The sequence below is a fragment of the Microcoleus sp. AT8-B5 genome, from assembly GCF_036705565.1.
Taxonomy (GTDB): domain Bacteria; phylum Cyanobacteriota; class Cyanobacteriia; order Cyanobacteriales; family Microcoleaceae; genus Microcoleus.
Genome location: NZ_JAUBUY010000004.1, coordinates 137,909 through 164,550, shown reverse-complemented (window position 1 = coordinate 164,550; position 26,642 = coordinate 137,909). Strand labels below are relative to the sequence as shown.

Genomic DNA, 26,642 nt, shown 5'->3' with positions numbered 1-26,642 from the left:
ACAAGACATTAAGTTTTTTGTGGGGAGTAGGGGTTGGGCGTCCCGCCCGCCCTTGAAAAACTATTACACAGCACCGAATTCTCAAGAACAGGCTTTTCGGCCTGTTCCACAAGACATTAAGTTTTTTGTGGGGAGTAGGGGTTGGGCGTCCCGCCCGCCCTTGAAAAACTATTACACAGCACCGATTTATTTGCGCCAACCTCAAAATTCCACATCTTCGCGCTCATTTTCGTCGGTTCTGGGAGTATCCAAACCTTTCGCAGCCCAGCGCATTGTTTCAATGTATTTTGCCAGACTCGCCACAGTCGGAGCCTCAAACAAATTGCTGACCGATAACTCGACTTGCAAAGCGTCTCGGATGCGAGAAATCAACTGAGTTGCTAGCAGGGAATGCCCGCCTAGTTCAAAGAAATTATCGTAGATACTAACCTGCTGTTTTCCCAAAACTTTAGCCCAAATTTTCCCGATCGCCTTTTCGAGCTCAGTCCGAGGCCCTACATAATTTTCTGTTATATCCTCGCTGTCTGTATCTAGATCGGGCAAGGCGCGGCGGTCTACTTTGCCATTAGGCGTCAGTGGCATATTCTCCAACACTGCATAAGTTGCAGGAACCATATATCCTGGTAACTTTTCTTTCAGAAATTGGCGCAAGTCACTTGATTTTAGATTGTGATTTTCTGATTTTTTATCGATGCCGTCAGGAATAACATAAGCTACCAAATGTTTATCGCCTGGGATGTCTTCCCTCACAATTACTACTGCTTCGCGCACTTGTGGATGCTGGCACAAAGCCGCTTCAATTTCTCCCAACTCGATGCGGTAGCCGCGAATTTTTACTTGGTCGTCAACGCGGCCTAAAAACTCGATGTTGCCGTCAACCCAATAGCGGCCTAAATCACCGGTTTTATAAAGCCTAGAACCTGATTTATTGCTAAAAGGATTAGGAATGAATGCAGCAGCAGTTAACTCAGGCTGGTTGAGGTAGCCTTTCGCCAGTCCGTCACCGCCGACGTACAATTGACCAATAACACCGATCGCCACCGGCTGCAAATCCGCATCGAGGAGATAAATTTGCGTGTTGGCGATCGGGCGGCCGATGGGGATAGATGTTGCGGTTTCTGGTACGTCTTGCACGCAATAATAAGCCGAAAATGTGGTATTTTCTGTAGGCCCGTAAACGTGAATTAACTTAGTAGTTGGATTTTGTTTGAGAAGTTTTTTAACCCATCTCATATCGACCGCTTCTCCGCCAAACAGCAAGCAGCGCAGCGAATCAAAAGCTTGCGGTAAAACTCTAGCAATTTGTTGAAATAAGGCAGTTGTTAAAAACAAAACTGTGATGCCTTCTTGGCGCAGTTCTAAGGCTAAATCATGAGGCGAAAGGGTAATATTTGTGCTAATTCCCACGAGTTGAGCGCCGTTAAGCAAGGCTCCCCAAATCTCGAATGTGGCTGCATCGAATGAAGCGTTTGATGCTTGGGCAATTTTATCGCTAGGTTCTATTTTTATATAGTTGGTGTTGAGTACCAGCCGATTTACTGCTTTGTGGGTGACAGCAACTCCCTTCGGTTTTCCGGTTGAGCCAGATGTGTAAATAACGTAAGCTAGGTTGTCTGCTGTTGCGGTGTTGGCGGGATTTTCGGCGCTTTCTTTGGCTATGTCTTCCCAATCGCGATCGAAGTAAATCACTGAGTTTGAGAAGTCTCGGAAATTCTCAATCAATTTATCTTGAATTAGCAAGACTTTAACTTGAGCATCTTCCAGCATCAAGTTTAGCCGATCGCGCGGATAGCTCGGATCTAACGGTAGGTAAGCTCCTCCCGCTTTCAGTATAGCCAACATCCCGACAATTAGGTCGATCGATCGCTCTGCACAAAGCCCCACTAAAACCTCCGCCCCCACACCCCGTTTTTGTAGGTAACGCGCCAGTTGGTTGCTGCGACTGTTGAGTTCTCTGTAAGTCAGGTTTTGGCTGTCGAAAGTTAGGGCGACATCATCCAGATGCTGCTGGAGTTGCCCTTCAAATAACTGATGAATGCACTTATTTTGAGGATAATCTGTGCGAGTATCGTTCCATTCTTTGAATAATTGATTCACTTCATCCTCGCTCAATAAAGGTAAGTTAGCAATTCCTTGTTCTGGATTAGCCACAATGCTTTCCAGCAAAGTTTTAAAATGCCTCAGCATTCGGGCGATGGTAACTTCATCAAATAAATCTGTATTGTACACAGCCACGCCTCTGAGCCCTTCCGAATCTTCCCACTGTTCGCCGTATCTGTTCCTAAACTTATCGGAAGCTTCCCACAAATGCAGCTCTAAATCAAAGCGGGTTGTTTGAGTCTCTAAATGAAAAGAACTTAACTTTAATTCGGGCAATTCTAGCTCGTCCACAGGCCCATTTTGCAGCCCGAATACCACCTGAAACAGCGGGTGGCGATTCAACGATCGCTCTGGGTGCAATTCCTCAACTAGCTTCTCAAAAGGCAAATCTTGGTGAGCGTAAGCTCCCAGGGTTACTTCCCGCACCCGGCCCAAAAAATCTCGAAATGTCGGGTTTCCCGAACAGTCTGTTCGCAGCACTAAAGTATTGACAAAAAAACCGATTAGTGGTTCTATTTCGCTGCGGTTGCGATTGGCGATCGGCGAACCTACTACAATATCTTCTTGTTGCGAGTAGCGGTAAAGCAAAGTTTGAAATGCTGCGAGCACTGTCATAAATAAAGTCGCTCCTTCTCGCTGCGATAGCTCTACAAGTGCGTCCTTCAGCTTTTTAGGCAGTTCTAAATATTGAGTTTTCCCCCGATAATTTTGCCTAGCTGGTGCAGGGCGATCGGTAGGCAAATTTAACACAGAAATTCCGTGCAATTGCTGCCGCCAATAAGCTAGCTGAGTTTCTAATACTTCACCTTGCAGCCATTCGCGCTGCCACTCTGCAAAGTCGGCATATTGAAGGGATAATTCTGGTAGAGGAGATGGCTGTTGATTTATAAAGGCTGTATAGATAGCTTCTATTTCTCGAATTAGCACGCCGATCGACCAATCATCAGAGGCTATGTGGTGCATATTTACCAAGAGAATATGCTCGGTTTCTGTCAGCCGCAGGATGGTGACTCGCATCAGCGGCCCGGTGGATAAATTGAAAGGGCAAAGAGATTCTGCTGCAGAGAGTTTCTTTGCTTCTGTTGGCCGTTGTTCTGGCGGCAAATTTTGCAAGTCTAATACTTTTAAATTAGTTTGGAAAGCCGCTGAGATCATCTGCACTGGTTGGTCTGATACCGTTGCAAAAGTGGTTCGCAAAGTTTCGTGTCGCTGCACTATTTCGTTGAAGGTTTGCTCTAAGGCTGTTAAGTTGAGGGAACCAGTTAAGCGCAGTGCTGTTACTACATTATAGAAAGGGTTTTCCGGTGCGAATTGGTCGAGAAACCACAAGCGCTGCTGGGCAAATGATGCCGGAAAGACAAACACTTCGGCTTCTGAGGAAATATTCAGTTTTTCTATATCCTTTGTCAAGGAATTGTCATAAATTTCGGAGGCCATATCTGTTGCTCTTCGGGGATGGGATGTGTTAATTTTTTGATGGCGCGGGGGGGATTTTTGACCGACAGCATCCAGGATACAAGCTCGCGGATTCATTCCTTCGCAGACTCAGGACGGAGAAATAAAAAACCTGTATCCGAGAAACTGGCCCCCCGAATTTATCTCGCGCAAGTCAATGCTTCAATTCTTTAATCTAAAATCTAAAATCTAAAATCGATTGAGGGTGCGATCGCCTCTTAAAACTTTCGCGAGCAAAAGATCGGAACTGTTAAAATCATAAACCTGGGTGCAGGAGTGCGGGAGAGACGCGGGGAATAGAAACGGGGTTTCTGCCTGCAGGATCAAGTTATCCATTGAGGGGCTAGGAGTGCGACCCCCCAATCAAATTTAGTCACAGAACGGGATCTTAGGTTTGTGAGTCGGGTGCAATCGGGTGAGTTATATGCGAGAATTACCGGGAGCAATTCGTGGAGAGGTCAAGCTGTACAGCAATCCTCAATGATTTGTGTAATTCTTGTAGGGGCAAAACCCACGCCCGGTTGCCCCGATGCAGGCTGGGGTAGGCACTCTTAGCACTACCCCTACATATTTTTACTGATTTAGGATTGCTATAGTATGATTTCTAATTGCACAAAGTGTTCTTGGGGCGATTCCCGGCCGGATAGCTTTGCTTCACGCAATTTTCTCACATTTGTAGCTTAGCGACTACTATTGATTCAACAGTGTTCGCAATCTTTTAGATCAATTCACTAGAACTTGCGACCTAATTTGTCACAATACTTAAGAACACTGAACGTGCAGTTTAAATTAGAGGTTATAGGCTAATGGCGCAGCGGAACGTATACTCGTCAAAGGACGAGCCAGAGGATACACAATCAGCAGAAGAAGTCCTCCACTCAGTAATGCAAGAACTGGACGCTTTGCATCAAAATGTCAAAGGCCAGTTAAATCAAGACATTACTCGGCTGCAAACTGAAAAAAATCACCTGATTGAAGATATTGAAGACCTCCGGGAGCAATATCGCAAATTGCAGTCTCAGCAAATGGAATCTCTGTCTGGGCGATACATTCAGCAGCAGCAATTGTGGCTGAAGCAGTTGGCTCAAGTTTTGGCTCACAATTTGCAGGATTTGTTGGTGCAGCGGTTCAACGAACTCAGCGCTAATTCGGGAAATTCTCTCAGCAGCCCGATTCCCAGCGGCGAGTTTCCGATACCCTTGCCGCCGAGCAACTACGACGAACGGGCATCGCAGTTGCTGGCGGCGCTGGATGAAAGGATCGATCGCAGTTTCCAGATGCTGGAACAAGATTTAACCAGTTACGAAAGCGAGCTTTCTGTGCGGCTCAACAACATGAAAACCCTGGAACTGCAAGGGGAAGAGCTGCTACAAAATCTCGTAAACCGCATCAGGGAAGAACTCGAATCAGAAGAAGAATATCTTGAGAATCCTTTCGATGCTCAAGATTCCTATGTCGAGGAATCAACTAATTCTCTTAATTCTGTCCGCCCGCAATTTCTGCAGCCAACACCTGCGGCAACGCCGCGGGAACCCGCGCCCCAGCCTTCTTCAGCGCCTGCTGCAACTGTTAAAGCATCTTCTCAAGTACAGACAGGTTTGGTGCTGGCTTTGTCTTCGGCGGTGGTATTGTCGCTGTTTAATGTTTGTTTGAGAATTCTGATTAAAAGCAAAAATCCTCGGATGGTTTTTGGGTTGTTTGAATTTCCGGGGGTGGTGACTCCAGGTTTTGGAAATTCTTTGTTGATTTTGTTGATGCGGCTGATCGTGGTGATGGCTTTGATGCCGATATTGGCGACATTTCTGTATCCTTCTGTGTGGAAAGATATTAGGCGGTTGTTCCAGTCGGGCGATCGAGCTTTGTGGAGTAAGGTTTTAGGAAGCGCATTTTTTCTGTTTTTGTCTCAGGTTTTGATTTATTTGGCGATCGGCAATATTCCAGCGGGGATTGCGATTACGATTTTCTTTATTTACCCGATCGTCACCGTACTAGGTTCTTGGATCTTGTTTGGTTCTCGCCCTAGCAAAGTCGGCTTTTTCGCGATCGTCGGGATTACCGCAGGTCTGATTTTAGCTGGGTGGCCGAGTTTTGCGGCCCCAGCTCCGGGCGGCGGCAATGTGGGAGTGGGAGTCGCAGCAGCACTGGCTTCTGGCATTACCTTTGCAGGTTACGTATTGCTGACGCAAATGGCCGCGGGCAAGCTGCACCCAATTCCTTTTAGTTTAGTTAATTTCGCCGCGATTTTTGTATTTTCCTCCCTGAGTTTGTGGGTGCCGCTGTCGGACAATTTTGCTCCTAAAATCGACCCAAATGTTTGGCCGGGTTTGATTGTCGGAGGCGTTGTTTTAGGGGTGCTGACGCTGTTTAGCTATCTTTTGAATAATTTTGCCATCCGGTTCGCGGGGGCAGCCTTAGCATCAGTAATTGGCACTTTAGGGCCGGCAATGACCGCACTCTTCGGTTTTCTAATTATCAATGAGAAGTTGCAGCCTGTGGCAATTCTCGGCATGGCTGTGGTGACGTTGAGCGTGGCTGCTATGAGTGTGGAACGCATAATGGCTCCTCAGAAGAAGGCTAGTTAAGGCAAGAATTTGTCCTTCATAATAGATACCAGAACCCCGACTTTTAAACATTCGGGGTTCTGGTATCTATCCCATTTAAAATCTAAAATCTCAAATCTAAAATCGACTTAACCTATGACTGCAGTTATTAAAATATCGCCCAACTTAGAGGAGTTCCTAAAACTTCCAGAAACGGAGCCACCTTGCGAATATATCAACAAAGAAATCATTCAAAAAGCGATGCCTCAAGGTGAACATAGCAGATTGCAAGGTAAGCTTTGCAATGTCATCAATCAAATAGTCGAAACACCAAAGATTGCTTATGCTTTTCCCGAGTTGCGTTGCACTTTCGGCGGTGTATCACTCGTCCCAGATGTAGCAGTATTCCGGTGGGAAAGAATTCCCTTTCTACCATCGGGTAGAATTGCTAACCGCTTTGAAATTTATCCAGACTGGGCGATAGAAATTCTTTCTCCCGGACAAAGCCAAACAAAAGTGCTTGCTAAATTACTTGCTTGTTCGCAACAAGGCACTGAATTGGGCTGGTTAATGATTCCAGAAGAAGAAAGTATTTTAGCGGTATTTCCCGGGCAAAGGGTGGAGTTTTACGAAGGTGCAACTAATTTGCCAATACTTAATGGAATTGAGTTAGAATTGACTGTCGAAACAGTTTTTAGCTGGTTGAGTTTTAGTTAAGGATCGCGAATTAAATAACTTACAATTTTAATTGTTATTGTGGGATGGGCGTCCCGCCCGTCGCCCAATTTTAATTGTTATTGTGGGATGGGCGTCCCGCCCGTCGCCCAATTTTAATTGTTATTGTGGGATGGGCGTCCCGCCCGTCCACTCATGACGGGCTATAAGAGCCCATCCCACTTTCAAGAGTGGAAGTTATTTAATTCTCATTCCTAAGTTAAAAAGTGCGCGAAGCGGATGTATTCCGTAGGGAATCGCCATTCTTAAACAACAGAAACAACCACTCGAAAACCCACAATACTAGCCTTGCAATCCGGCTGATATCTGAGGCGACACGCGCTGCGACAATTCGGAGGATGATCGTTCCAAGAACCACCCCGCAACAACCTCAGCGAAGACTCCCCGTCAGACTCCCAAACGCTACCATCGGCAGGCGCACCGTTATAATTATTGTGCCAAGAATCCGCGCACCATTCCCAAACATTTCCGTGAAAATCGTACAATCCGAAAGCATTAGGTTTAAAACTGCCAACATCTGTCGTTTGAAAGCGATAAACTCCCTTGGGCGCGTCAGCGTAATTAGAATTTCCGTTGTAATTGGCTAACTCGCTGGTAATCGTTTCCCCAAAATGAAACGGCCCCGTAGTTTGCCCCCGGCAAGCATATTCCCATTGGGCTTCGCTAGGTAAGCGATAATTCTTACCTGTTTTGCGAGAAAGTCGATCGCAAAACTCCACAGCCTCGTACCAAGATACATTTTCTACAGGTCGATTTGCACCTTTAAAACGGGCAGCATCGGGATTGAGAAATATTTTAATTTCCGGCAGCGCCGCAACTGCTGTCCACTGGGCCTGAGTGACGGGAAATTTGCTAATATAGAAAGAGCCTAAAGTTACTGGGTGCTGAGGTTTTTCGTCGCTGTCACCCCGATCTTTTGGAGAACCCATGAGGAAAGTACCGCCAGGAACTGATACCATTTCCAGCGCTGTACTGCTACCAAGACGTTCTTCAAAAAAACGCGCTTGGCCGCTGTTAACATTAGTTGGCTTCCCGCGCTTGTCTACTGTCACCACCTGAAATTCAAAAGTGCTTTTGACAGCGGGAATTCTCTGTGCTGCTTTGTTCGGAGGCGGATTTGTGTTAGATTTTTCCCTCGGATTGACAGAGATATTGCTATTAATTTGCCCGCTTTGATTGAGCGGGGTATTGATGGCAAGTTGTCCTCCCTTTGTCCGAAAAGAATTTAGAGCAAGTTGTCCTCCATTGGCACAATGGGGTTGGGGAGGTAAAGAATAGAGATTTAAAGCTTTGATTACTTCATCAGCAGATTGATATCTATTTTTGAGATAATCTTGAATTAATTTGTCTAAAACATTTGCCAACTCGCTGCTAATTTTTGTGCCGGCTGGCAACCGTTCTCTCCAAATCCAGCCGCCGTTTATCGGGTCATAAAGGTCATCGGAACCGTCAATTTTTGGCAAACATTGAGTTAGTAGTCTCAGGCAAGTTATTCCCAAACTGTACAAATCGCTGCCGGGGAAAACTTGACCGCGCATTTGTTCTACAGGCGAATATCCGGGCGTTCCTACCGTCGTGCCTACTTTGCTCATCAGGGAGCCCGTCACTTGTTTGGAAATGCCGAAATCTATCAAAACTAACTCTCCCCGCCCTCCCCTTCGGAAAGCTGAATTCCGAAAATTTCCCGCCTTTGGTAGGGAGGAGTTAACAGAGGTGCGACGGCGCATGATATTCTCAAGTTTGATGTCTCTGTGAATGACATGGCGATCGTGCACAAATTTCAAAATCGGCAAAATATCTGCCAACAACTGCCAAATTTTTTCTTCGCTAAAAACACCCTGCTGAGTTAATTCTGCTAGTAAAGTTTGCCCCTCAATCAACTCTTGTACTAAATAAAGTCGCTTGTCTTGTTCAAAATAAGCAATTAATCGAGGAATTTGGGGATGTTCACCGAGTTCGTAAAGTCGTTTCGCTTCTTCCTTAAACAATTGTGAGGCTTTTTCAAGTGCTGAGGTTCCTTGAAATTGGGGTACAAACTGCTTAATTACGCAGGGATCGTCCATGCGATCCGTATCTACCGCTTCATAAGTTCTGCCAAATCCCCCTTCGCCCAACAGTCGAATCACGCGGTAGCGGTTTCTGAAGAGAGGGTTGAGGCCTTGAGCTCCGCAACTTTGACAAAATTTAGAGTTATCGGGATTGAAAGGATGAGAGCATTTTGGATTAGAACAGTAGAACATATCTGGGCAGAAATGATCCGGTTAAGGTTATCATATATCTTTTCGGGTTACTCAGGGAATACTAACAATTAGTAATTGGTTATTGACAATTGGCTGTAGGAAGGGCATTACCGCCGTTGGTGTACCCCAAGGCAGAAATTAGAAGGCAGAATTTAAAATCCGTATCAATCCAAAGAAAGAGATTTGAAGGCAAAAAATGGCAGCCCGATCGACCGATTTTAGCAACCCGCTTACCGCCGATATTCGTCTGGGGCTTGCGGGGAATTTTTTTACAGAGGGCAGTATGGTACAACTCGGCAGAATTTTACCAGATCGTCCTTAAAGGCGATCGGGGTAATTTCAACTTGAAATGTCATATTTATGCTGCATTTCACAAACTTTCCGCATCCTGTTAAATAAGTTTATTTCTAAATAATTTGACTGCTAAAATAACTGATAGAAACAGAACACAGCATGATACTGATACTATTGTTTCTTTGATATTTGGTGATATAAATACAATAAATCCCTCCTCTTTAATCAGGGCAGAGAAGCTTGAGACACAAAATGGCATGAGATATAACCTAAATGCCTGCCAACGATCTCTTTTGCCTTTACTAGAAGAAACACTTAGCATCAGACCCGTACCGATTACAGCACTTATACCAATTGAATTGATCCATATCTTAACCGAAGGGTCAAAATGAAAACAAACTACTATAACATACCAAATGAGATAGCACCAGAGAATAGCTTTATCTAATTGGATTTCGCAAAGATATTGAATCAACCATTTCATGGCTATAAAAATGCTTGGATTTTTTCAATCTAACTGATGAATACAACCCGGTGAATTGAAGAATTAGGGATGGAGAGCAAAAGAGTTTTCTAACGAGACAAGTTGATACCCCGCATCGGCTGGTGACACAACTGAGATAAAAACCAATGGCTCATCACCGTTGTTGAATACTCCATGTACACATCCGGTATGAGCGACTACAACATCCCCAGCAGCGATCGACTTCGTAGTGCCTGCTTTGTCCAAATAGTAGTCTCCCTTCCCGGTTAAAACAGTCCAAGTGTCTTGCCCGTTGGGATGGGTGTGCGCGGGGATTGCCTGACCTGGCTTGATATACCAGGCGACAACGACAGCCTCCTTAGATTCGGTAACGATCGAGCGAACAGGCTCTCCCTCAGTCGGTTGAAAGAATTTAGAACTGCTGAATATCCTAGTTGTACTCATCTTTGCATCACTCTTTGAAAGACTTCTAAGGTGATTGTCTCACCGATCGCCTACAAAGAACTGTCTCACCGATCACTTTACGGAAACTTAACTCAGAGCAATAAACCCGCTCAAATCACAACTTGTAAGGAGCGCGATCGTCTTTTCCCAAGAGCGCACCGAGTACAAGAATAACGCTAGAAACTAACGATCGCACGCTCATTGAAAAGCGATCGACAAATCAGGTAATTTTGAAGTATTGGGTATTGCGATCGCGACCTAACTCTTACCGTGACTTGTTCTGCCGCTGTCAACTACAAGCTCTGACAATCTTATTTCTGGGCGGATTTGTTAAACAGTTTGGACGCAGCACCTCTCAAAATGTGCGGTAGTAACTTTGGGCCCGGCAAGAAGACAATCCCTAACTGCTGCATTAATCCAAGTGCATCGCCCTGCCCCCAATGCTCCGCGATTTTGCCGTTCTCGACTCGATCGATGTGCATAATCGCCAAGCTGATTTGTTTGCCCGTTGGCGGCAGACCCTGAAATTCTCCGAGGTGTGTTGCTGTGAAGGTTCCCCACGTCACTACTTTATCGCCTGCAACCAGAACCTCATCAAAAACGTGTTTACCCTGACTGAAAGCTAGATAAAATGACATCCCGAACTGCTTGAACTCCTCCCCGTCCAATGGCTCCGGGATTCCCGCCATGCGAGCAATAAAATTCGGCGCTAGAAGTTCTAAGGCTTGTTCCATTTTGCGATCGTCGAAGGCTTTGTAGAACTGGAGAACGATTGCTTTGTTTTGGTCGCTCAGCATACAGAATTTTGTTTTGAACTAAATTGTAACGCAATGATTGCGAGAACCCGATCGAAATATCGAGCCGACTTCAACACGCTGCCTCGACACTCATCTTCAACATCAACTCACTTCACGCAATAATCGATCGCTTCATATCACGTCCGATCGACCAAATTCATCTTCAAAATAACCGATCGCTGGGAATTCTCTACAAACTGTTTGCCACATTCCTTACAGCGATAGCACTGCTTCCCCCGTCGATAACCGTTTTTGGACAACTGCTCCGATCGACAATGAGGACATTTCATTACTTTCATTACATGACTCGATCGACTTTCCCCCACATATGGCTCTAAATACGACACCAACAAATCCTCAATCTGCCCTACGAGTTGTTGGCGATACTGTCGATCGGGGTTCCGAAGTGCCGACAGAATGACAGCATTACTGCTGTGAACGCAAACCTCTGCTAACAGGCTGCATTGCGCCTCCCCCAAGCTGGGATTTCTCTGCTGCAAAAGACTTGCCATAAAGTCGATCGCTTCCTGAGTCATACTTTCATCGATCGACTGGAAAATCTCGCGCGCTATATAAAACTGCACGAACACCACCCGCGATACAGGCTGTTCAAACATCTCTGCAACAGCAGTGACCAGGGTATGGATCATTTCGCGCAGCGGTAACTGAACGATTTCCGACGTGTTCGCCTGCGCCCACATCGCCTTGACCCGATCGGCATGACGCAGTTCCATTGCATTAAAAATGGCAGCTTTATCAGGAAAAAACTGATACAGAGAACCGATGGCTGTCCCTGCTTTTGCTGCAATTAGATGGGTAGTCGCCTCCCAATAGCCCACCTCGTCAAACACTGCTGCTGCTGCATCCAAGATTTTTTCGACTCTTTCTTTACCCCGCTGCTGTTTCGGTTGACGGCGCAAACTGCTTGACGAATGCGAATCTTCTGTCATATTCTAGAAAAGCGACAAATCTCTCACAATTTTAGGTCTAAAGGAGAACACCATGCAGTCTATGCTTCCCGGTGCGCCTTGGTTGTTGGCACACAAATCGATGCTGACAGCGAACCAGCCTCGCAAAATTTCCTTGTACGGCACCGACTATGTGATGTGGAAAGATCCTGCCGGAACCATCCATGCCTTGCCCAATGCCTGTCCGCACATGGGAGCAATGCTGTCGGAAGGATGGTGCGAAACCGAAGGCGATCGCCCAAGCGGTGTTGTCTGCCCCTTCCATGCCCTGAAATTTGATGCGGGCGGCTGCACCGTATTGCCCGGATCGAATCAGAAAACTTTGCCCTTACTGAAACCGTTAGATTTGATTGTTCAAGATGACTTCATTTGGTCTTACGGGGAATACCAGCCGCAAGTCCCCATTCCCAACGTACTGAATGAAATCGCCGAAACTTACTACTTCATCGGGCATACCGCCGATCGCAGTATCGAGACAGATTTGCTGACAATGCTGCTGAATATGCACGACTACAACCATCAAAACGGCACCCACCGGGACTTGTTTAGAATTACCGATGTGGAATTTCATCAATTCATTGATGAGGGACATCAATCCCATGCGTTTTACGATATGCCGACGGCCCCTTACAGTTTGGCAGAAAAGCTCAGAAAGCCAGATTTGTGGTTGCTGCCGAGCACCATTAAAGCTCACTTAGAAAATCATTTCCCATCCCTAGTAATTTTTCATGGAGAAATGCCATTCGGCAAAGCTGCACAGTGTCATATATTCGTACCAGAAGCCGAGAATCGGACGCGGACTTATATTTTGCTGTTCGGTCAAGCAAAGCATCCTCTATTTAAGGTGTTGGGGGGAACGTATCTCAATTTTGGTAAAGTTGTCGTCGATCAAGATGCGGATATTTTAGGAAAAATTTATCCCGATACGCCTCAGAAAATTAAACTCAATAATGAAGTGGGGATGGATTGGGTGCGGCGCAATTTTGAAAGCTTCCCTAGTGTGAGGGAGCCTAATCTTTCCAGGTAGACAGTGAAGATGCCTTCAGCATCCTACTAGGTCGATACCTAAGAGCTCAATACGCAGGCTTATTTCCCCAGAGCGTTCAGAGCCTTGCGGAAAACGATCTTGTCCTCGCCCGCCTTGTAGAACTCGCGGATTCTTGCTTCCTCGTCGTAACCGCTCTTGCGATAGAACGATCGAACGTACTCGAAGCTCTCCAGTCCCGATGTTTCCACGAGCAGCACGCGCTCGCCCCGCTGGGCCAACATCTGTTCGACGTGGGTTAGCAGTGCCGTACCGCGTCCTTGCTGCTGACGATCTGGACAGACGGCAATTAGATATAGATTCCACGTCCCCTGGGTCATTCGTTCCGGCGCAACATACGCGACCCCCACCAGCCCGCCGTCATCGTCGGTGAGCCAGATGTCTTGGCTATTTTCGCCGTCGAAGTAGTCTGCCAGCATGAGGGCGAGTTCTTCGGTCTCGTGTGGCTCGAATCCAATTGCCTCAACTAAGGCGATTAATGCAGTCGTGTCATCGGGCGCGATCGGGCGAATCATAGCAAACTCCGTGGGTATGCAAAATAGGTCAGCCACTGAAGGTAATATTACAACAGTAGTCGATGGCATTGGCACTGGTGTGGTGATCTGTCCCGAGCAGTTCTGTGCAGAGCAACAACAATACCTCGTGCGGCGACATATAGCGGTTCGAGCGAAAGATGAGGTATGAATGACAGCTTATATAACCACTGAAACGTATAGGGCCGGGGCCCAACTACGTCCGCGAATCTTTCTGAGAAAGGCTATATCAATGCTTTACTAACATCATCTTGAATACCGAAGTCCTAGAAACTAAAAGGGCGATCCAATAGCTGCAAGCAACGATGGAGCACGCTCATTGAGCGCGCGATCGACCACAGTTAATTTTGAAGTATTGGGTATTGCGATCGAGTGTTGGAAACTACAATTCATCAAATGAATGATTAGATATTACTTTGTAGTTTGGGGCAACAATTGATTTAGTGCACCACACAAGTATCCCTTCACGGTGTCCCTACTTGCAGTCACGCCACTGGGAAGAGTAAAAATCATTTCGACATTTAATAGATTTCCGTCGGCTGAGGCAAAAACATCGATCGGCAAAGCCCGCTGAAATGCTGTTGCGGGATTTTCGGCTTTCATGACACCTAAGTTCAGATCCGTGCTGAGAGTCTTGATGCCCTCGCGCGCCAAAATTGGTCGTAATTGGGAAAATGCTCTCTCTATCGATAACCCCTCAACCTGAACACGTGCAGAAAAGGCGGAACCATTCAAAAAGTCCCCCTTTTTTTGAAAGCTTTCCTCGCAGGTTGTGGCAACAGCGGGGGTGGCTAAACATATGAGAGCTAGAGTTAGTACAAGCGATCGCATATTAGCTTAGTTATGAGAATGAAACGAAACAATCATCAAGATTATGATGAACCATCATAGGAGGGTTTGGCAAGCGATGCAAATACCTTCGATGGTTTTTAGCATGAGTTGCAGTCTGGTTAGTATTCGCTGCTATTATAGCAACTATAGAAACTAGAATAATTAAGGGTAAAGACTAAAAGAGCGATCGTACTTAGGATCGCGAATTAAATAAATTCCGCAAGGAAAGTGGGATGGGCGTCCCGCCCGTCCACTCATGACGGGCGGGACGCCCATCCCACAATAACAATTAAAATTGTAAGTTATTTAATTCGCGATCCTTAGTTATAATTTGTCCGCACCCAGCCCAACGCAGTGAAGGGAAGCAATCGCCACCATCTGAGATTGCGACACGAGCGTGAACAAAGACAAGTGATTAGCCGAACATGATAAAAAATGTCACTAAAATCATTGAGGAAACAGGGCTGGGGCAAGCCAATGTTTCCCAGCACCTCAAGATTTTGACCCCGGCAGGCATCGTTCAACAGCAACCGCAGGGAGTCAGTGTTTACTATCAAATCACTGACCCGATGATTTTGAATATATGCGAACTTGTGTGTCAGAAGCTCGAAACTCGATTGCAAGAACAGTCACAACAGTTAAAAAAGCTCGACAGATTGCGTCAACTCTAACCGCGCTCGCGTTGGCTGCAAGTGCTGTGTGCGATCGAGAGTCGTGCTAAAAATGTCACTATATCTAACTATCTGCACGCTTGTAATTCATCACCAAATCCAACCGCGATAAAGAACTTGTCGCTGATTCCCGCACATAAGAATCCACCGATTCATCATTCGCAAATGTGGTCAGAACTTCTACACAACGGCTATCGCCCACAGAAGCAAGAGCATTCACGATCGCCACTTGTACCGCCACATTATCCGTTGTATTCAGCGACTCCACCAAAATCTCAAAAGCAGACGAACCCATCTGCCCCAAGGCCATCACAGAAGCAATATTAACCACAGGATTCGGATCTTCGATCGCCTTTTTTAATCCCTGCAAGCCCGCTTCAGGAAACGGCAACTCTGGATAATTAATCGCAATTTGTGCCAATACCTTCGCCGCACTCCCTCGCACAGTCACATTATCACTGTTTAACAATGCGTCCACCACCGATGGCACGGCATCTTCACCAATCACGCCCAAGGCTTTTACCGCCGCCCGACGATAGGTGACATCTTCTTCATCTAAAATGCCCACCAGTCGAGAAATTGTATTTTCATCGCGGGAATCGGCAATTTCAAACATTGCCCGATCGCGCAGATGAGGGTTCGGGTGTTTTAGTTGTTCAAACAAAGCATCTGTTGTCATGGTTTTTGGGGTTTTAGGTGTTTTGATTAAGCTGAATTAACAATCCTGGGCGCATAAATATCAAAGAAACCGGGTTTTTTACCAGTATTAAAGGCAGGGATACAATATTGTCGTAAAAAAACCCGGTTTCTGCCTCCCGTCCTAAATTAAGATAGTTCGGATGTTACACAAGTATGAGCATCTACTTTAGCTCGAACCAACCAATCTTGGTCGGCCGCAGCAATTTCATAACCGCTGACATCACCAAGTTTTTCTAGTGCCATTAATGCAGCATACTTCAAATCCCAGATTTTAGTTTCCAGACAGATTTTCAATTCGGGAATAGCACGTTGTTCTCCCAGTTCCCCCAGGGCGATCGCCGCCGCTGCACGGGATTTCTGAAACTGGGGTTGGGAGTGATGCAAAGCTTCCAATAACAAATCGTAGGCGGGAGAATGTTTTAACCAACCAAACAATTTTACCACATGAAAATGCGCTCCATAGTCATTATTTGCTTCTTCAGCAAAGGTAGCAAACAGGGCGGCTGGTGCATCCTCTGAGTAATTTTCTAGTATAGTTTTAGCTGCTAGATAGCAACGTCCAAAATCTGTTTCGTATAATTGGCGAATCAAAAACGGTAAGTCGGGTAATTTTTCATAACTATGTATTAAATCTAAATCTGCTGGATAGTCTCTTAATGTTTGTTCCAAATGGGGTTTAATGTTAGCAAATGTCAGGATTTTCTCAGCAATTCCTGCTTCTGCTAACATCCTAATTCCTCTGAGTCTAAAGACTAAAGATACCGGACATCTGGCAATATTTGGAATTGCATCGTAGTAACGCGCATCTATCAAATCCTGAATAGATAATCTGCGCCCCAGGACATTTTTGTGTTGCAACATCGCGACAACTTTTCCCATTTGAGAAAAGTCTCTGGTTAAGCGACAAATTGCGGCGATCGCAGCACTAGCAGTCGGCGGGTCAATATCATCGACAAATCTGCGAATTCTGGCTACGGCTGGCTGATAATCTAATTTAGTTAGGGTGTGGATAATTACCCGGTAGGTTTGTCCCGGTTTGTCGAGCAATTGAGCAACTTCTGCTAAAATATCGGCATCTTGAGTGCCAATTTCGCCGATCGCCCAAACGGCATTTTCCACCGTGTAGCAGTCATCATCGGCCAGACAGGTGCGAATCACCGGCAATGCTTGCACAGCTTGCAATCTTCCTAATGTTTCCACCGATTTGCGGCGCACAATCCGGTTTTCCAGCACCGGATCGGTTTGTTGTACTGCTCGCATCAGTGCTGCGATCGATCGATCACTTGAGAAATTGATCAAGTGAGAAGCAGCTATGTAGCGGGAATCCTCTTCGCCGATTTCAGCTTGGGGCGTATCTAAAAGGGCGATCGCCTGGTCTTCCGTTAAATTAAAAAAACTAAAAAAGCGTTTATCCATAAAATTAGCAGTCTGCAATAACTATAATATGATATGCCTATTAAAACACAATAACAAGCCTAGGAATTCTTTACCCTTACCTCACCAAAATCGGTAAAGCAACGAGCCAAGAGTTCCTAGACTTGTCGGGTAAAAACTACCCAGTCACGACATTACAAACCTGTCAGTTAATTAGGACAGGGAGTTGATCGCGTAGTCAAGAAGAGCATTGTACTCAGTCAAAGCTTGAGCAGACAAATCGCGAGGAGCGCAACCGCGGTTGCGAGCAAAGCTCAATGCTTCAACGTAAGGAGCAGTAGGCAAGCCCAAAGCGCGATAAACTTCGCGTTGACCAGCAATACCCCATTCATCCAGAGGGCCTGTGCCGCCAACAACTAAGCAATATTGAACCAAGCGCAGGTAGTGCTTGATGTCGCGATGGCATTTTGCTTTGAAAGTATCGGTGGAGTTAGCTTGACCTGCTTCGTTCAAGTAAGGATACTTTTTGATGCAAGCATCATAAGCTTCTTTAGCAACTGCGTCGAGGTTGTTGCCTAGTTTTTCGGCAGCTTCTAAACGAGCAGCAGAGCGTTGGATAGAACCTTGAACTGATTCTAAATCTGAGGTGCTAGGGAAGCGGCCTGCTGCATCAGCAGAGGCAATAGCGGTGGTGAGAACTGATTTCATTTCCTAAAACTCCTAAAGTGATTTTGACGACAGTGAGCGTAGTTTCAATTTTGCTGAGCGACTTGCGATTAGCAACTGACTAGCTCAGTGCAGAAATGATGCGATCGAAGTAGCTGGAAGCTTCAGCAACGAGGCTAGCACAACGATCTTCTACTACAGGACTGCCCATTTTGCGGAGCTTAGCACCAGCAAATTTTTCGCTGGGATTGTCTTGGATGTGAGCGGCGGCTTGAGCCTTCATGATTTGAACGGCACGCACGGTGGAGGTAGTGGGCACGCCCAAAGCTGCGTAGGTTTCTTTCAAACCATTCAAGCAACGGTCATCAAGAACTGAAGCATCACCAGCCAACAAAGCATAGGTGACATAGCGCAAAATGATTTCTGCATCGCGCAAGCAAGCAGCCATGCGGCGGTTAGGATAGCAGTTACCACCAGCTTGAATCAAGCCTTGGTTTTCGCAGATCATACCGGCAACAGCATCAGAAACCATGCAGCTAGCGTTGCTGGCGATCGCGTTTACAGCATCCAAGCGTCTGTTGCCGCTGGCAACGAAAGCTCTCAGGGCACTGATATCACCGACGGTGGAGGTGCTGGCATCGGCTGAAACTACAGCTCTTGAAAAAGCGTCAAGCATTGAGTTCTCCTTAACTTAGAAAAATTATTTCTGATTTCAGTTGGTCAACTGGGTGACTAACTTAATGGTTTTGAATATATCTGTGGGGTGTTGCCTCTGTCTCATTCCTGAGAAACAAAGTAACAATTTGTTACTTTTGTGGCTAAAAGCACTTTTTTTCGTGGACAGGGGCGCCAAAAGCGGAGTTCTGAAGACAAGAATATTTTGGCTCTTGCCCCTGTACAATGTTTTCCATGAACAATATTAAGCAGTTTGTTGAAAATTCTCTAGGACGGTGGCGATCGCAGCGCAGCGCCCATCATTTGACTTTCAGACACTTTGAAGCTGTGCAGTCAGTCATTGATATCGTTGCTATCTCACCGGGCGATCGGGCAGTAATCGAACTCTGTCAATTGTATAGTGTTGACCCATCCCAAGCAGTCATGCCTTTTCAAATGAGTTGGGAGGGTGAGTCAGATTGGGATGAGAATTCTGAGGTTAAGGGAAGTTGTATTCTTGTACCAATCCCCGATCCAAATATACCTAATCGCGGTAAGTTATTACGAGATCAAGGTTATGCTGAAACTATTGCCGCAGCAGGTGACTATCATATCGCAGAGGATGGAACTTTTGTGCTTTTGACTAGCTACGAACACGCCGCAGCGGAAGAAAAAATCTGGTTTGCTAATCCTAATTTACGGTTTCGTGTTTCCCTAATTAAAACCAGTGGAGGAAGTGGAGTAGTAACGGCATCATTTTCCTCAGAGATTCGTTCGCTGTCAGGCAATTAGTGAATTGCTAATTGCTATTAATAAACTTTCTTCTACCTTCTCCTTAGCTTATGAATTCCGTTAAAAGCAATGATTTAATCACTTTAGCTCAGTGGATGGCTGGGGATTTTAGTAACTATCAGCAATCTTTTGATAACCCACAACAATTTGCCCATATTCGGATATTTTTTCGTCCCTTACCCTTTGAATTTTTCAATGCCATTGGCTTTTACTCTGAACAGGTTTACGACCACGATCTCTGGACTCCCTATCGTCAGGGAGTTCATCGCTTAATTGACCAGGGAGATCGGATTTATATTGAAAATTATAGCCTCCAAGACCCCATACAGTACGCCGGAGCCGCACGAGAATTAAGCATTCTCAAAACTATTAAACCAGATAGTCTGCAACGACGCTATAACTGTTCCATGATTTTTCAACGAGACGGCGAAATGTTTCGAGGCAGTGTGGAACCTGGAAACCTTTGTCTCATCGAAAAAAGAGGTTGTTCCACCTACCTAGTCAGTGATGTCGAAATTACAGAAAAAACTTGGAGTAGCCTCGATCGAGGTCTGGACGTGAATACCCATCAACAGGTTTGGGGGTCGGCTTTTGGTTCTCTACAGTTTGAAAAGCGTCAAAGTTTTGCCACTGAGTTACCTCACATCCCATAACTTATCGGCGTAATAATTTCAAGTCACATTCGGTATATATTACAACAATTAACGACGTATTACAGAAAAAACATTGTAGGAACAGAGTCAGAGCCAAAATATCAACCTCTTTGTGTAGTACAGATAAGCTCGCCCAGCGCAGTTTGTGTTAAGTTATGTAAAGTTTTCTAATAGAACGTCTAAGTATGGTAGTTTCTCATGTAATACAATTGTGGAGATTTTTTCAATGGTTTTTGGACCTGCATCTCGACTTGGAGTCAGTTTATTTGAAGAAACACCCCGTTTAGAACTAATTCCAGGACGTTCACAAGAAGAAGTAGAAACCATTATTCGTGCCGTTTACCGGCAAGTTTTGGGTAATGCTTACGTCATGGAAAGTGAACGGGCGACGATTCCTGAATCCCAATTCAAAAGTGGTGAATTCAGTGTGCGCGAATTTGTCCGCGCTCTGGCAAAATCAGACGCTTACCGCTCTCGCTTTTTCGATACTTGTCCTCGCTATCGGTTTATAGAACTCAATTTCAAACATCTTTTAGGTCGGGCTCCTGATGGCTTAGAAGAAATGAGAGGACATAGCACCATTCTAGATACTGAAGGCTTCGAGGCAGAAATTGATTCTTACCTCGACAGCGATGAATACCAAAATGCCTACGGGGAAAATATCGTTCCCTATTTCAGAGGCTACAAAACCCAGCCAGGACAAAATATGGTTGGGTTTACTCATATGTTTGCTCTCTTGCGGGGAGCTTCCAGTAGCGACCTCAAGGGCAGTCTTTCTGGAAAAACCCCTGTTCTGAATAAATTCGTGATTCAGCAAACCCCCCTACCCATAGTTCCCCCTTCAGGTGGTGCAGTTGGAGATGGTTGGGCATTCCAAGAATCTGGTATCAATTCCCGTACTCGTGCTGGATTAGGCGCCTCAGCAGAAGGCAAAGTTTATCGCATTACTGTGACTGGATATCGTTCTTCAGCAACGACTGTGATGAACCGAGTCTCTAAATTTCGCTCTAGCAATCAAGCCTATCTCGTACCATTTGATAGGCTCTCGCAAGAATATCAACGCATCCACAAACAAGGCGGCGTAATTTCCAGCATCACTGCTGTCAACTAACAACCGCTCAAACTTCTGCCTTAACGACTTGGGGAATTATCTCCCTGAGCGTGTCTTTCACAATCCCTAATTCTCTGTTTTGAAGCGTTATTTATTCTGAGGAGAAAGTCAATGAGTGTCGTTTTAGATGCGCCAGTAGAACTTTGGCCTACCAGCAGTTCCGATGATAAACAGGCGGTAATTCGCGCTGTTTACAAGCAAGTATTGGGCAATCCCCATGTCATGGAAAGTGAACGCCTGACCATTGCAGAATCCAAGTTGTGCGATGGCACGATAACGGTACGAGAATTTGTCCGCGCTGTGGCTAAATCTGACTTTTATCGCAGTCGGTATTTTGAATCCTGCGCTCCTTACCGCTTTGTCGAGCTAAACTTCAAACATTTGTTGGGTCGCGCTCCTTTAGCTCAAGAGGAACTTTCTGAGCATATTTGTCGGTGTACCCAAGAAGGCTACGAGGCAGAAATTGATTCTTATCTCGATAGTCCAGAATATCAGGAAAAATTTGGCGAGAATACCGTTCCTTATTATCAAGGAGCAAAAAGTCAAGTCGGACAAAAGCAAGTCGGCTACAATCGCACCCTTTCCCTGTATCAAGGTTATGCAGGAGTTGATAGTGCTTTTACCGCTTCTCGCTTAGTAGATTTTGTGGCTGGCAATAGCGGTAACAAGATTACTCTACCAACAACAGGCGGTCGGATCAGTGCTTACAAAGATGCCACCGAAAAGACATTCAAGATTTTAGCGAAGGGGTCTAAATTTGATAGTCCTCGCCGACTAAGTAACACTGAATATCTTGTATCCGGTGCGAATATGACTCCGCAAATTCAGCGCATTCATCGTGCAGGCGGCAAAATTGTCAGCATCACAGAAGTTGCTTGAAGCCTAAAGTGATTCGCGGGTAGAGAAGTAAAGATTTGCTTCTCTACCCTCTCGGAAACAATCGCAATTTTTATCTTATCAGCCTCGCAAATATGAAAGCGATAACGATAGGAACAGATAGTTTTTCTGTCCCTCAATAACAGATGTGTTCGCCTCATTCAAGTTATTTCAACCAACAGCAACTTTTTTTTACACTCTCAATCAAACTTTAATTAACGTTAGGAAAAAAAAATGTCCAGTTTAACAGCCTCTTTCGTCAGTGACCCCGTAGAACTTCGCTCCAATGCAACAGAAGACGATTTACAAGTCGTCATTCGTGCTGCTTACCGACAGGTGTTAGGAAATGCTCACATGATGGAAAGTCAGCGTCTCACCAGTGCTGAATCTTTGCTTCGCAATGGTGATATTACGGTGCGTGAATTTGTCAGACAAGTCGCAAAATCAGACCTTTATCAATCTCTCTTTTTTAACACCAATTCTGCCTATCGGTTCATCGAGTTAAACTGCAAGCATTTACTTGGTCGCGCTCCTTTAGAACAGAAGGAGATTTCGGAGCACGTCCAAATTTGTAACGGTCAAGGCTATGAAGCCGAAATCGATTCTTATATCGATAGTGACGATTACAGCCAGAACTTTGGCGAGAATATTGTGCCTTATCCTCGGAGCATTCGCAGCCAAGCTGGTATCAAGAATGTCGGGTTTAATCGGATGCTTTCTTTGCTGGGAGGAGCAGCTACTAGCGATAGCAGCAATCAAGCTCAATTAATTGCTACGGTTGCGAGCAATCTGCCTCAGAAAATCAAACTTTCTAGCGTTGGTAGCAGTGGAGCCTCTAGCACAACTGGTAAACGTTTTCGGATTACTGCTGCTAAGTCTGGTGGTGCTAAAGTCAGAGCGAGCAATCTCAGCTATGAAGTCAGCTATGCTCAAATGTCTAAGCAAATTAAAAATATTCAGAAAATGGGAGGCAAAATTCTCAGTATTACTGAAGTTGGCTAAATTTACCTAGACTTCACCTTTGTCTTCATTGAAGTTTGGTATCTCTTGCTTTCTATAGAGCGAGTTTATTATTCGCTCTTTTTCTTCTATTCAACACTTGAAAATAAAAATAAATCACTCAGTTTTCAAGCTGAGGATCTGAAAAATGCTACCCCCAATAGCTTGTAAAAAAATTCAGGCTTGGATCAGAAGTCGTCACCTAATTTTTTGCGGTCAATTGCTAGTTTTTGAAACTTTAGACTATCCAGCAGTTGAGCGATTTGAGGAATGTGTTAACAGCCTAGGAGGGTGCTTAATTTCTGTTGAACCAACCAAACGACTTTGGATGGGAAATCATCGACAAGTGATTCTCTATCAGGCTAAAGCCAGTTTGCATACACCTCATCATGAACTGCGGCAATATTGGTTCAAGTACGGCTGTTTTCAGACTCGATTCGATCAAAGAGCTTAGCTATAACAACCGCCCAGGTTAAGCTGTGGAGCATTTAAAATGGTATTGTATGGTGAGTCAGTTTTAAGGCGTTTTCCATGTAGAGTCAGTGTTATAGATGACGCACCCGGAGCGGCATCGTTAGTGATTTAAATGCTCCACAGCTTATTAATTATTAAAATATCTTTGATTATTTGCATAATTAGGAACTTTTTGGTTAAAATAAAGAAAAATTATACTTTGTTGTGGCTATGGATATTCACGAAATTGAAACGTCTCTGAACAATCCTGATTTTCAGTATCGACTCAAGGCCGTCGCGGCTCTCAAGGATTATCAACCAGAGATTGCTGTTCCCTTGCTCAAGGGCAAACTCGATGACCCGGAATTCTTAGTACGTTCCTTTGTCAGTCGGGCATTTGGGACACAACAAACCGCCGATTCCTTCGCCGCATTGCTCCAAATCATGAAATTTGATAATACGCCGAATGTGCGAGCTGAGGCTGCTAATTCTCTTTCGCTTTTTGGTCGATGTGCTGCATCTCATTTAGTCTCGACTTTTTTTCAGGATGACCACTGGTTAGTTCGTCGTAGTATTCTGGCTGTTTTGGTTGATATGAAGTGCGAAAGCGAACTCTTTGAGGTCTGTATGGAAGCCTTAGCTGGCGAAGATAGGAGCACCCAGGAAGCGGCTGTGGATGCACTTGGTACATTAGCCGGAACTAATCAGGAACAGGCTGCACTTTCTCAGTTATTAATGCTGGCTAATTCTGAGTATGAACGTATGCGTCAGCACGTCGCATCTGCTTTGCAGAATTTTGATGCTCCGCAGGCTAAGGAAATTTTAGGTCAACTTCGGCAAGACTCAAATCATCGAGTTGTTGCTGCTTTAGAAAATCTGCTTTAGACAATAAATAGTAAGGAAGTTGATTAAGCTGGACTAAAAGTTTTTAACCCACTGATTAAATGGTCAAAAGAGATACTTAATAAATCCCGGTCTTCAGAATTAAAATGCTGCAAGCTAACTTTTTTCAACTGTTCTAGTCCACAAAGCATCGCCGAAACAGGAACCCGCAATTCTTGATACAGTAGCTCCATATTTTTGAGTCCTTCTGGGCTAGTAAATTGAGGATTGTTACCTGCAATTCCATAGGTGATACACCGTAGGAACTGCCAAAAATCTCGCCAACAGGCTTCAGCACGTTCGGGAGGATAAAGGTCATTACCAGGCTCAGTGATATCGGGAAAGTCCGCTAATACCTTTTTCCTCGCATCAGCAACAATATCAGGAGCTCGATCTCGCAATAATCTGGCTTTTTCTAGCATTAAAGAGAGATGAGGGTGAATATTTTCAATGCGTTCTAAATCCTCATCTGTGAGATATCGACTTTGATTGTCAGCATCTTGAAAAATGGCAATTACTTCATCTGAATATAAATTTTTCCAAGTTGCAAAACTGACAATTCTCGCTTGAGGAATTAATTGTTTGGCTCTTTCACTTAATTGCATATTTATTAAATTACACTAACTTAATTTACTAGGATAGACTAAAATTATGAGCGAAGGAGTTAAGATTTATTACAAATGCAGCCGTTAAATGATGGTTGGTACAGGGCTTTTCTGGGAAATCCTGAGTGTACAACAGATTTTTGTAACGAAATATTACTTTGTTTGTCAAATACAGAGACAAGATTTAAGGTAATCCCTTATGATCTTGTTTTGAGGGAAAGATTGAAGGAGCTAGATTTTAATCTATGTTTAAGCCGTTTCAGGAATTCTTAGAAAAAGAACTGTTTGGACGTTTTGCTCTAGAGAGTCGTCCCATTCCCTCTGGGTTGGAATCGGTGGTGAGTGAAAGAGGCAAAAATCCTGCCACGATTCAAAGTTGGTGCTATCAATGTCCCGAATTGCGAAAGATTCGTTACACATACATTGATGCTGGAGAAACGGCACAAATTTTCAATAGTGTCATTTATCCGAATTATAATTACGATCTGCCTTTGCTGGGAATTGATTTTTTAGCCTTTGGACAGAAGAAAATCTTGGTTGTCTTGGATTTTCAACCTTTATTCCGCGATCGCGCCTACATAGACAAATATATCGGGCCAATGAGCGCAATTAAGGATAAATACAAAGATTTAACGCAAGACTTAGAAATGAAGTTTTACGATGCGAATCAGTATTTTTCTAATAACTTGCTATTTGCTAAAACAGATGCAGAAACAGTTGTAACTCGTTTGTTTCCAGCCTATCAAGAATATGTCCAGTTGTATTGGCAAATGCTAGAGCAAGCCTCCCCGCTTAACACTCCAGAAGAGATGCAGCAGATTGTGAAGGCACAGAAAGATTACGATCAGTATAGTGCGGAACGCGATCCAGCATCAGGGCTATTCGGCAGCTACTTTGGGCATGAATGGTCAGATAGATTTCTGTACGAGTTTTTGTTTGAAGATGCTGTTCCCTTAGCAGTTCCAGCGGGAGTAAGATAAGTTAAAAATGACTCTTTATCAGCCTTTCTTAGATTACGCTATCCCACTTCTAAAAGCACGACTTGACTTGGCTCCCTATCCCATTCCCGCAGGTTTTGAACGGAAGGAAGCTATAACTGGAAAGGGGAAAAAAGAGCAGTTGGTTGTGACGACAAGTCATGCTTTTAAATCCTCAAAATTACGGCAAATTCGGGCCGCCCATGTTGAGGGTGGTGATGCTCTCCAGGTACTTAATTTTGTGATTTTCCCCCAGTTAAATTATGATTTGCCTTTTTTTGGGGCGGACTTAGTAACTTTGCCGGGGGGACATTTAATTGCTTTAGATATGCAGCCTCTTTTTCACGATGCTGCTTATCAGAAGCAATACTCAGATCCAATTTTGCCGATTTTTAACAACTATCAAAAGGATTTGCCTTGGGGAGGAGATTTTCCTGACGAGGCAAAACCTTTCTTTTCACCTGCTTTTCTTTGGACTCGTCCGAAGGAAACAGAGGCTGTGCAAACTACGGTCTTTGAAGCTTTTAAGGATTATCTTCAAGCTTATCTCGATTTGGTTGAGCAAGCGCAACCTATAACTGATAGTGAAAGGTTGTCTGAGATTCTTCAGGCTCAACGGAATTATATCAATTATCGTGCTGCAAAAGATCCCGCTAGAGGAATGTTTATGCGGTTCTATGGTGAGGAGTGGACTGAGGAATATATTCACGGTTTTCTGTTCGATTTAGAACGCCAAATTCCCGACGTTCAACAATCAGTGTAAA

At 44.8% G+C, this 26,642-nt stretch carries 28 protein-coding genes; 15 read left to right on the top strand and 13 right to left on the bottom strand.

Going from position 1 to position 26,642, the window contains the following annotated elements; genetic code table 11:
• Positions 1 to 201: 201 nt before the first annotated feature.
• A complete protein-coding gene (locus QUB39_RS04755) occupies positions 202 to 3,633 on the bottom strand; it encodes an amino acid adenylation domain-containing protein (protein ID WP_333207956.1) in 3,432 nt (1,143 codons plus the stop codon).
• Between the two features lie 728 nt (positions 3,634 to 4,361).
• Here QUB39_RS04755 and QUB39_RS04750 point away from each other — a divergent pair.
• Entirely contained in the window at positions 4,362 to 6,137 is a 1,776-nt protein-coding gene (locus QUB39_RS04750; RefSeq protein WP_333207957.1) for a DMT family transporter, read from the top strand.
• Positions 6,138 to 6,251: 114 nt separating this feature from the next.
• Entirely contained in the window at positions 6,252 to 6,812 is a 561-nt protein-coding gene (locus QUB39_RS04745; protein WP_333054376.1) for a Uma2 family endonuclease, read from the top strand.
• A 263-nt stretch (positions 6,813 to 7,075) separates the two neighbouring features.
• Here the strand turns inward: QUB39_RS04745 and QUB39_RS04740 are convergent, their stop codons facing one another.
• A complete protein-coding gene (locus tag QUB39_RS04740; protein WP_333207959.1) occupies positions 7,076 to 9,070 on the bottom strand; it encodes an SUMF1/EgtB/PvdO family nonheme iron enzyme in 1,995 nt (664 codons plus the stop codon).
• A gap of 196 nt (positions 9,071 to 9,266) precedes the next feature.
• Here QUB39_RS04740 and QUB39_RS04735 point away from each other — a divergent pair, with 196 nt between their 5' ends.
• Positions 9,267 to 9,392, top strand: coding sequence for a hypothetical protein (locus tag QUB39_RS04735; protein ID WP_333485016.1), 126 nt, complete (start codon positions 9,267 to 9,269; stop codon positions 9,390 to 9,392).
• Positions 9,393 to 9,461: 69 nt separating this feature from the next.
• On the opposite strand, the gene QUB39_RS04730 is transcribed toward QUB39_RS04735, so the two are convergent.
• The 4 genes from QUB39_RS04730 to QUB39_RS04710 form a co-directional block, all read right to left on the bottom strand.
• Complete coding sequence (locus tag QUB39_RS04730; RefSeq protein WP_333207962.1) at positions 9,462 to 9,848, bottom strand: hypothetical protein; 387 nt, start codon at positions 9,846 to 9,848, stop codon at positions 9,462 to 9,464.
• A 63-nt stretch (positions 9,849 to 9,911) separates the two neighbouring features.
• The gene (locus QUB39_RS04725; RefSeq protein ID WP_333207964.1) at positions 9,912 to 10,292 is read right to left on the bottom strand and encodes a cupin domain-containing protein; all 381 of its coding nucleotides are present in this window, start codon (positions 10,290 to 10,292) and stop codon (positions 9,912 to 9,914) included.
• Positions 10,293 to 10,603: 311 nt separating this feature from the next.
• Entirely contained in the window at positions 10,604 to 11,089 is a 486-nt protein-coding gene (locus QUB39_RS04720) for an ester cyclase (RefSeq protein WP_333207965.1), read from the bottom strand.
• A 137-nt stretch (positions 11,090 to 11,226) separates the two neighbouring features.
• Entirely contained in the window at positions 11,227 to 12,039 is an 813-nt protein-coding gene (locus tag QUB39_RS04710; protein ID WP_445243096.1) for a TetR family transcriptional regulator, read from the bottom strand.
• A gap of 52 nt (positions 12,040 to 12,091) precedes the next feature.
• Here QUB39_RS04710 and QUB39_RS04705 point away from each other — a divergent pair, with 52 nt between their 5' ends.
• A complete protein-coding gene (locus QUB39_RS04705) occupies positions 12,092 to 13,084 on the top strand; it encodes a Rieske 2Fe-2S domain-containing protein (RefSeq protein ID WP_333207966.1) in 993 nt (330 codons plus the stop codon).
• Between the two features lie 59 nt (positions 13,085 to 13,143).
• On the opposite strand, the gene QUB39_RS04700 is transcribed toward QUB39_RS04705, so the two are convergent.
• Entirely contained in the window at positions 13,144 to 13,617 is a 474-nt protein-coding gene (locus QUB39_RS04700) for a GNAT family N-acetyltransferase (RefSeq protein WP_333207968.1), read from the bottom strand.
• A gap of 16 nt (positions 13,618 to 13,633) precedes the next feature.
• Here QUB39_RS04700 and QUB39_RS04695 point away from each other — a divergent pair, with 16 nt between their 5' ends.
• Positions 13,634 to 13,786, top strand: a complete 153-nt coding sequence (locus QUB39_RS04695; protein WP_333207970.1) for a hypothetical protein — start codon at positions 13,634 to 13,636, stop codon at positions 13,784 to 13,786.
• Positions 13,787 to 14,046: 260 nt separating this feature from the next.
• On the opposite strand, the gene QUB39_RS04690 is transcribed toward QUB39_RS04695, so the two are convergent.
• Entirely contained in the window at positions 14,047 to 14,466 is a 420-nt protein-coding gene (locus QUB39_RS04690; RefSeq protein WP_333207971.1) for a hypothetical protein, read from the bottom strand.
• A gap of 425 nt (positions 14,467 to 14,891) precedes the next feature.
• Between QUB39_RS04690 and QUB39_RS04685 the strand changes: the two genes are divergently transcribed.
• Entirely contained in the window at positions 14,892 to 15,137 is a 246-nt protein-coding gene (locus tag QUB39_RS04685; RefSeq protein WP_333207972.1) for an ArsR family transcriptional regulator, read from the top strand.
• 64 nt (positions 15,138 to 15,201) lie between these two features.
• Here QUB39_RS04685 and QUB39_RS04680 read toward each other — a convergent pair whose 3' ends face one another.
• The 4 genes from QUB39_RS04680 to cpeB all read right to left on the bottom strand — a co-directional run bounded on the left by QUB39_RS04680 (position 15,202) and on the right by cpeB (position 18,552).
• Positions 15,202 to 15,816, bottom strand: coding sequence for a HEAT repeat domain-containing protein (locus tag QUB39_RS04680; protein WP_333207974.1), 615 nt, complete (start codon positions 15,814 to 15,816; stop codon positions 15,202 to 15,204).
• A gap of 146 nt (positions 15,817 to 15,962) precedes the next feature.
• Positions 15,963 to 17,252: a HEAT repeat domain-containing protein gene (locus QUB39_RS04675; RefSeq protein WP_333207976.1), complete on the bottom strand. Its 1,290-nt coding sequence runs from the start codon at positions 17,250 to 17,252 to the stop codon at positions 15,963 to 15,965.
• A 171-nt stretch (positions 17,253 to 17,423) separates the two neighbouring features.
• Positions 17,424 to 17,918, bottom strand: a complete 495-nt coding sequence (locus QUB39_RS04670) for a bleomycin hydrolase (protein WP_333207978.1) — start codon at positions 17,916 to 17,918, stop codon at positions 17,424 to 17,426.
• Between the two features lie 79 nt (positions 17,919 to 17,997).
• Complete coding sequence (gene cpeB / locus QUB39_RS04665) at positions 17,998 to 18,552, bottom strand: C-phycoerythrin subunit beta (protein ID WP_015174916.1); 555 nt, start codon at positions 18,550 to 18,552, stop codon at positions 17,998 to 18,000.
• Positions 18,553 to 18,785: 233 nt separating this feature from the next.
• Here cpeB and QUB39_RS04660 point away from each other — a divergent pair, with 233 nt between their 5' ends.
• The 7 genes from QUB39_RS04660 (at position 18,786) to QUB39_RS04630 (ending at position 24,299) form a co-directional block, all read left to right on the top strand.
• A complete protein-coding gene (locus tag QUB39_RS04660; protein ID WP_333207979.1) occupies positions 18,786 to 19,322 on the top strand; it encodes a phycobiliprotein lyase in 537 nt (178 codons plus the stop codon).
• Positions 19,323 to 19,372: 50 nt separating this feature from the next.
• Positions 19,373 to 19,975, top strand: a complete 603-nt coding sequence (locus QUB39_RS04655) for a chromophore lyase CpcT/CpeT (protein WP_333207981.1) — start codon at positions 19,373 to 19,375, stop codon at positions 19,973 to 19,975.
• A gap of 226 nt (positions 19,976 to 20,201) precedes the next feature.
• Positions 20,202 to 21,086, top strand: a complete 885-nt coding sequence (locus tag QUB39_RS04650; RefSeq protein WP_333207983.1) for a phycobilisome linker polypeptide — start codon at positions 20,202 to 20,204, stop codon at positions 21,084 to 21,086.
• Positions 21,087 to 21,197: 111 nt separating this feature from the next.
• On the top strand, positions 21,198 to 21,965 hold the full coding sequence (locus tag QUB39_RS04645; protein WP_333207985.1) for a phycobilisome rod-core linker polypeptide: 768 nt from the start codon (positions 21,198 to 21,200) through the stop codon (positions 21,963 to 21,965).
• Positions 21,966 to 22,196: 231 nt separating this feature from the next.
• Entirely contained in the window at positions 22,197 to 22,964 is a 768-nt protein-coding gene (locus QUB39_RS04640; RefSeq protein WP_333207986.1) for a phycobilisome rod-core linker polypeptide, read from the top strand.
• A gap of 145 nt (positions 22,965 to 23,109) precedes the next feature.
• Positions 23,110 to 23,415 (top strand): CpeR family transcriptional regulator, encoded by a 306-nt coding sequence (locus QUB39_RS04635; protein WP_333207987.1) that lies wholly within the window; start codon positions 23,110 to 23,112, stop codon positions 23,413 to 23,415.
• A 230-nt stretch (positions 23,416 to 23,645) separates the two neighbouring features.
• Entirely contained in the window at positions 23,646 to 24,299 is a 654-nt protein-coding gene (locus tag QUB39_RS04630; protein ID WP_333207988.1) for a HEAT repeat domain-containing protein, read from the top strand.
• A 23-nt stretch (positions 24,300 to 24,322) separates the two neighbouring features.
• On the opposite strand, the gene QUB39_RS04625 is transcribed toward QUB39_RS04630, so the two are convergent.
• The gene (locus tag QUB39_RS04625; protein WP_333207990.1) at positions 24,323 to 24,901 is read right to left on the bottom strand and encodes a phycobilisome protein; all 579 of its coding nucleotides are present in this window, start codon (positions 24,899 to 24,901) and stop codon (positions 24,323 to 24,325) included.
• A gap of 245 nt (positions 24,902 to 25,146) precedes the next feature.
• On the opposite strand from QUB39_RS04625, the gene QUB39_RS04620 reads away from it, so the two are divergent.
• Entirely contained in the window at positions 25,147 to 25,881 is a 735-nt protein-coding gene (locus tag QUB39_RS04620; protein ID WP_333207991.1) for a 15,16-dihydrobiliverdin:ferredoxin oxidoreductase, read from the top strand.
• Positions 25,882 to 25,888: 7 nt separating this feature from the next.
• Positions 25,889 to 26,641 (top strand): phycoerythrobilin:ferredoxin oxidoreductase, encoded by a 753-nt coding sequence (locus QUB39_RS04615; RefSeq protein ID WP_333207993.1) that lies wholly within the window; start codon positions 25,889 to 25,891, stop codon positions 26,639 to 26,641.
• The last annotated feature ends 1 nt before the right edge of the window (position 26,642 follow it).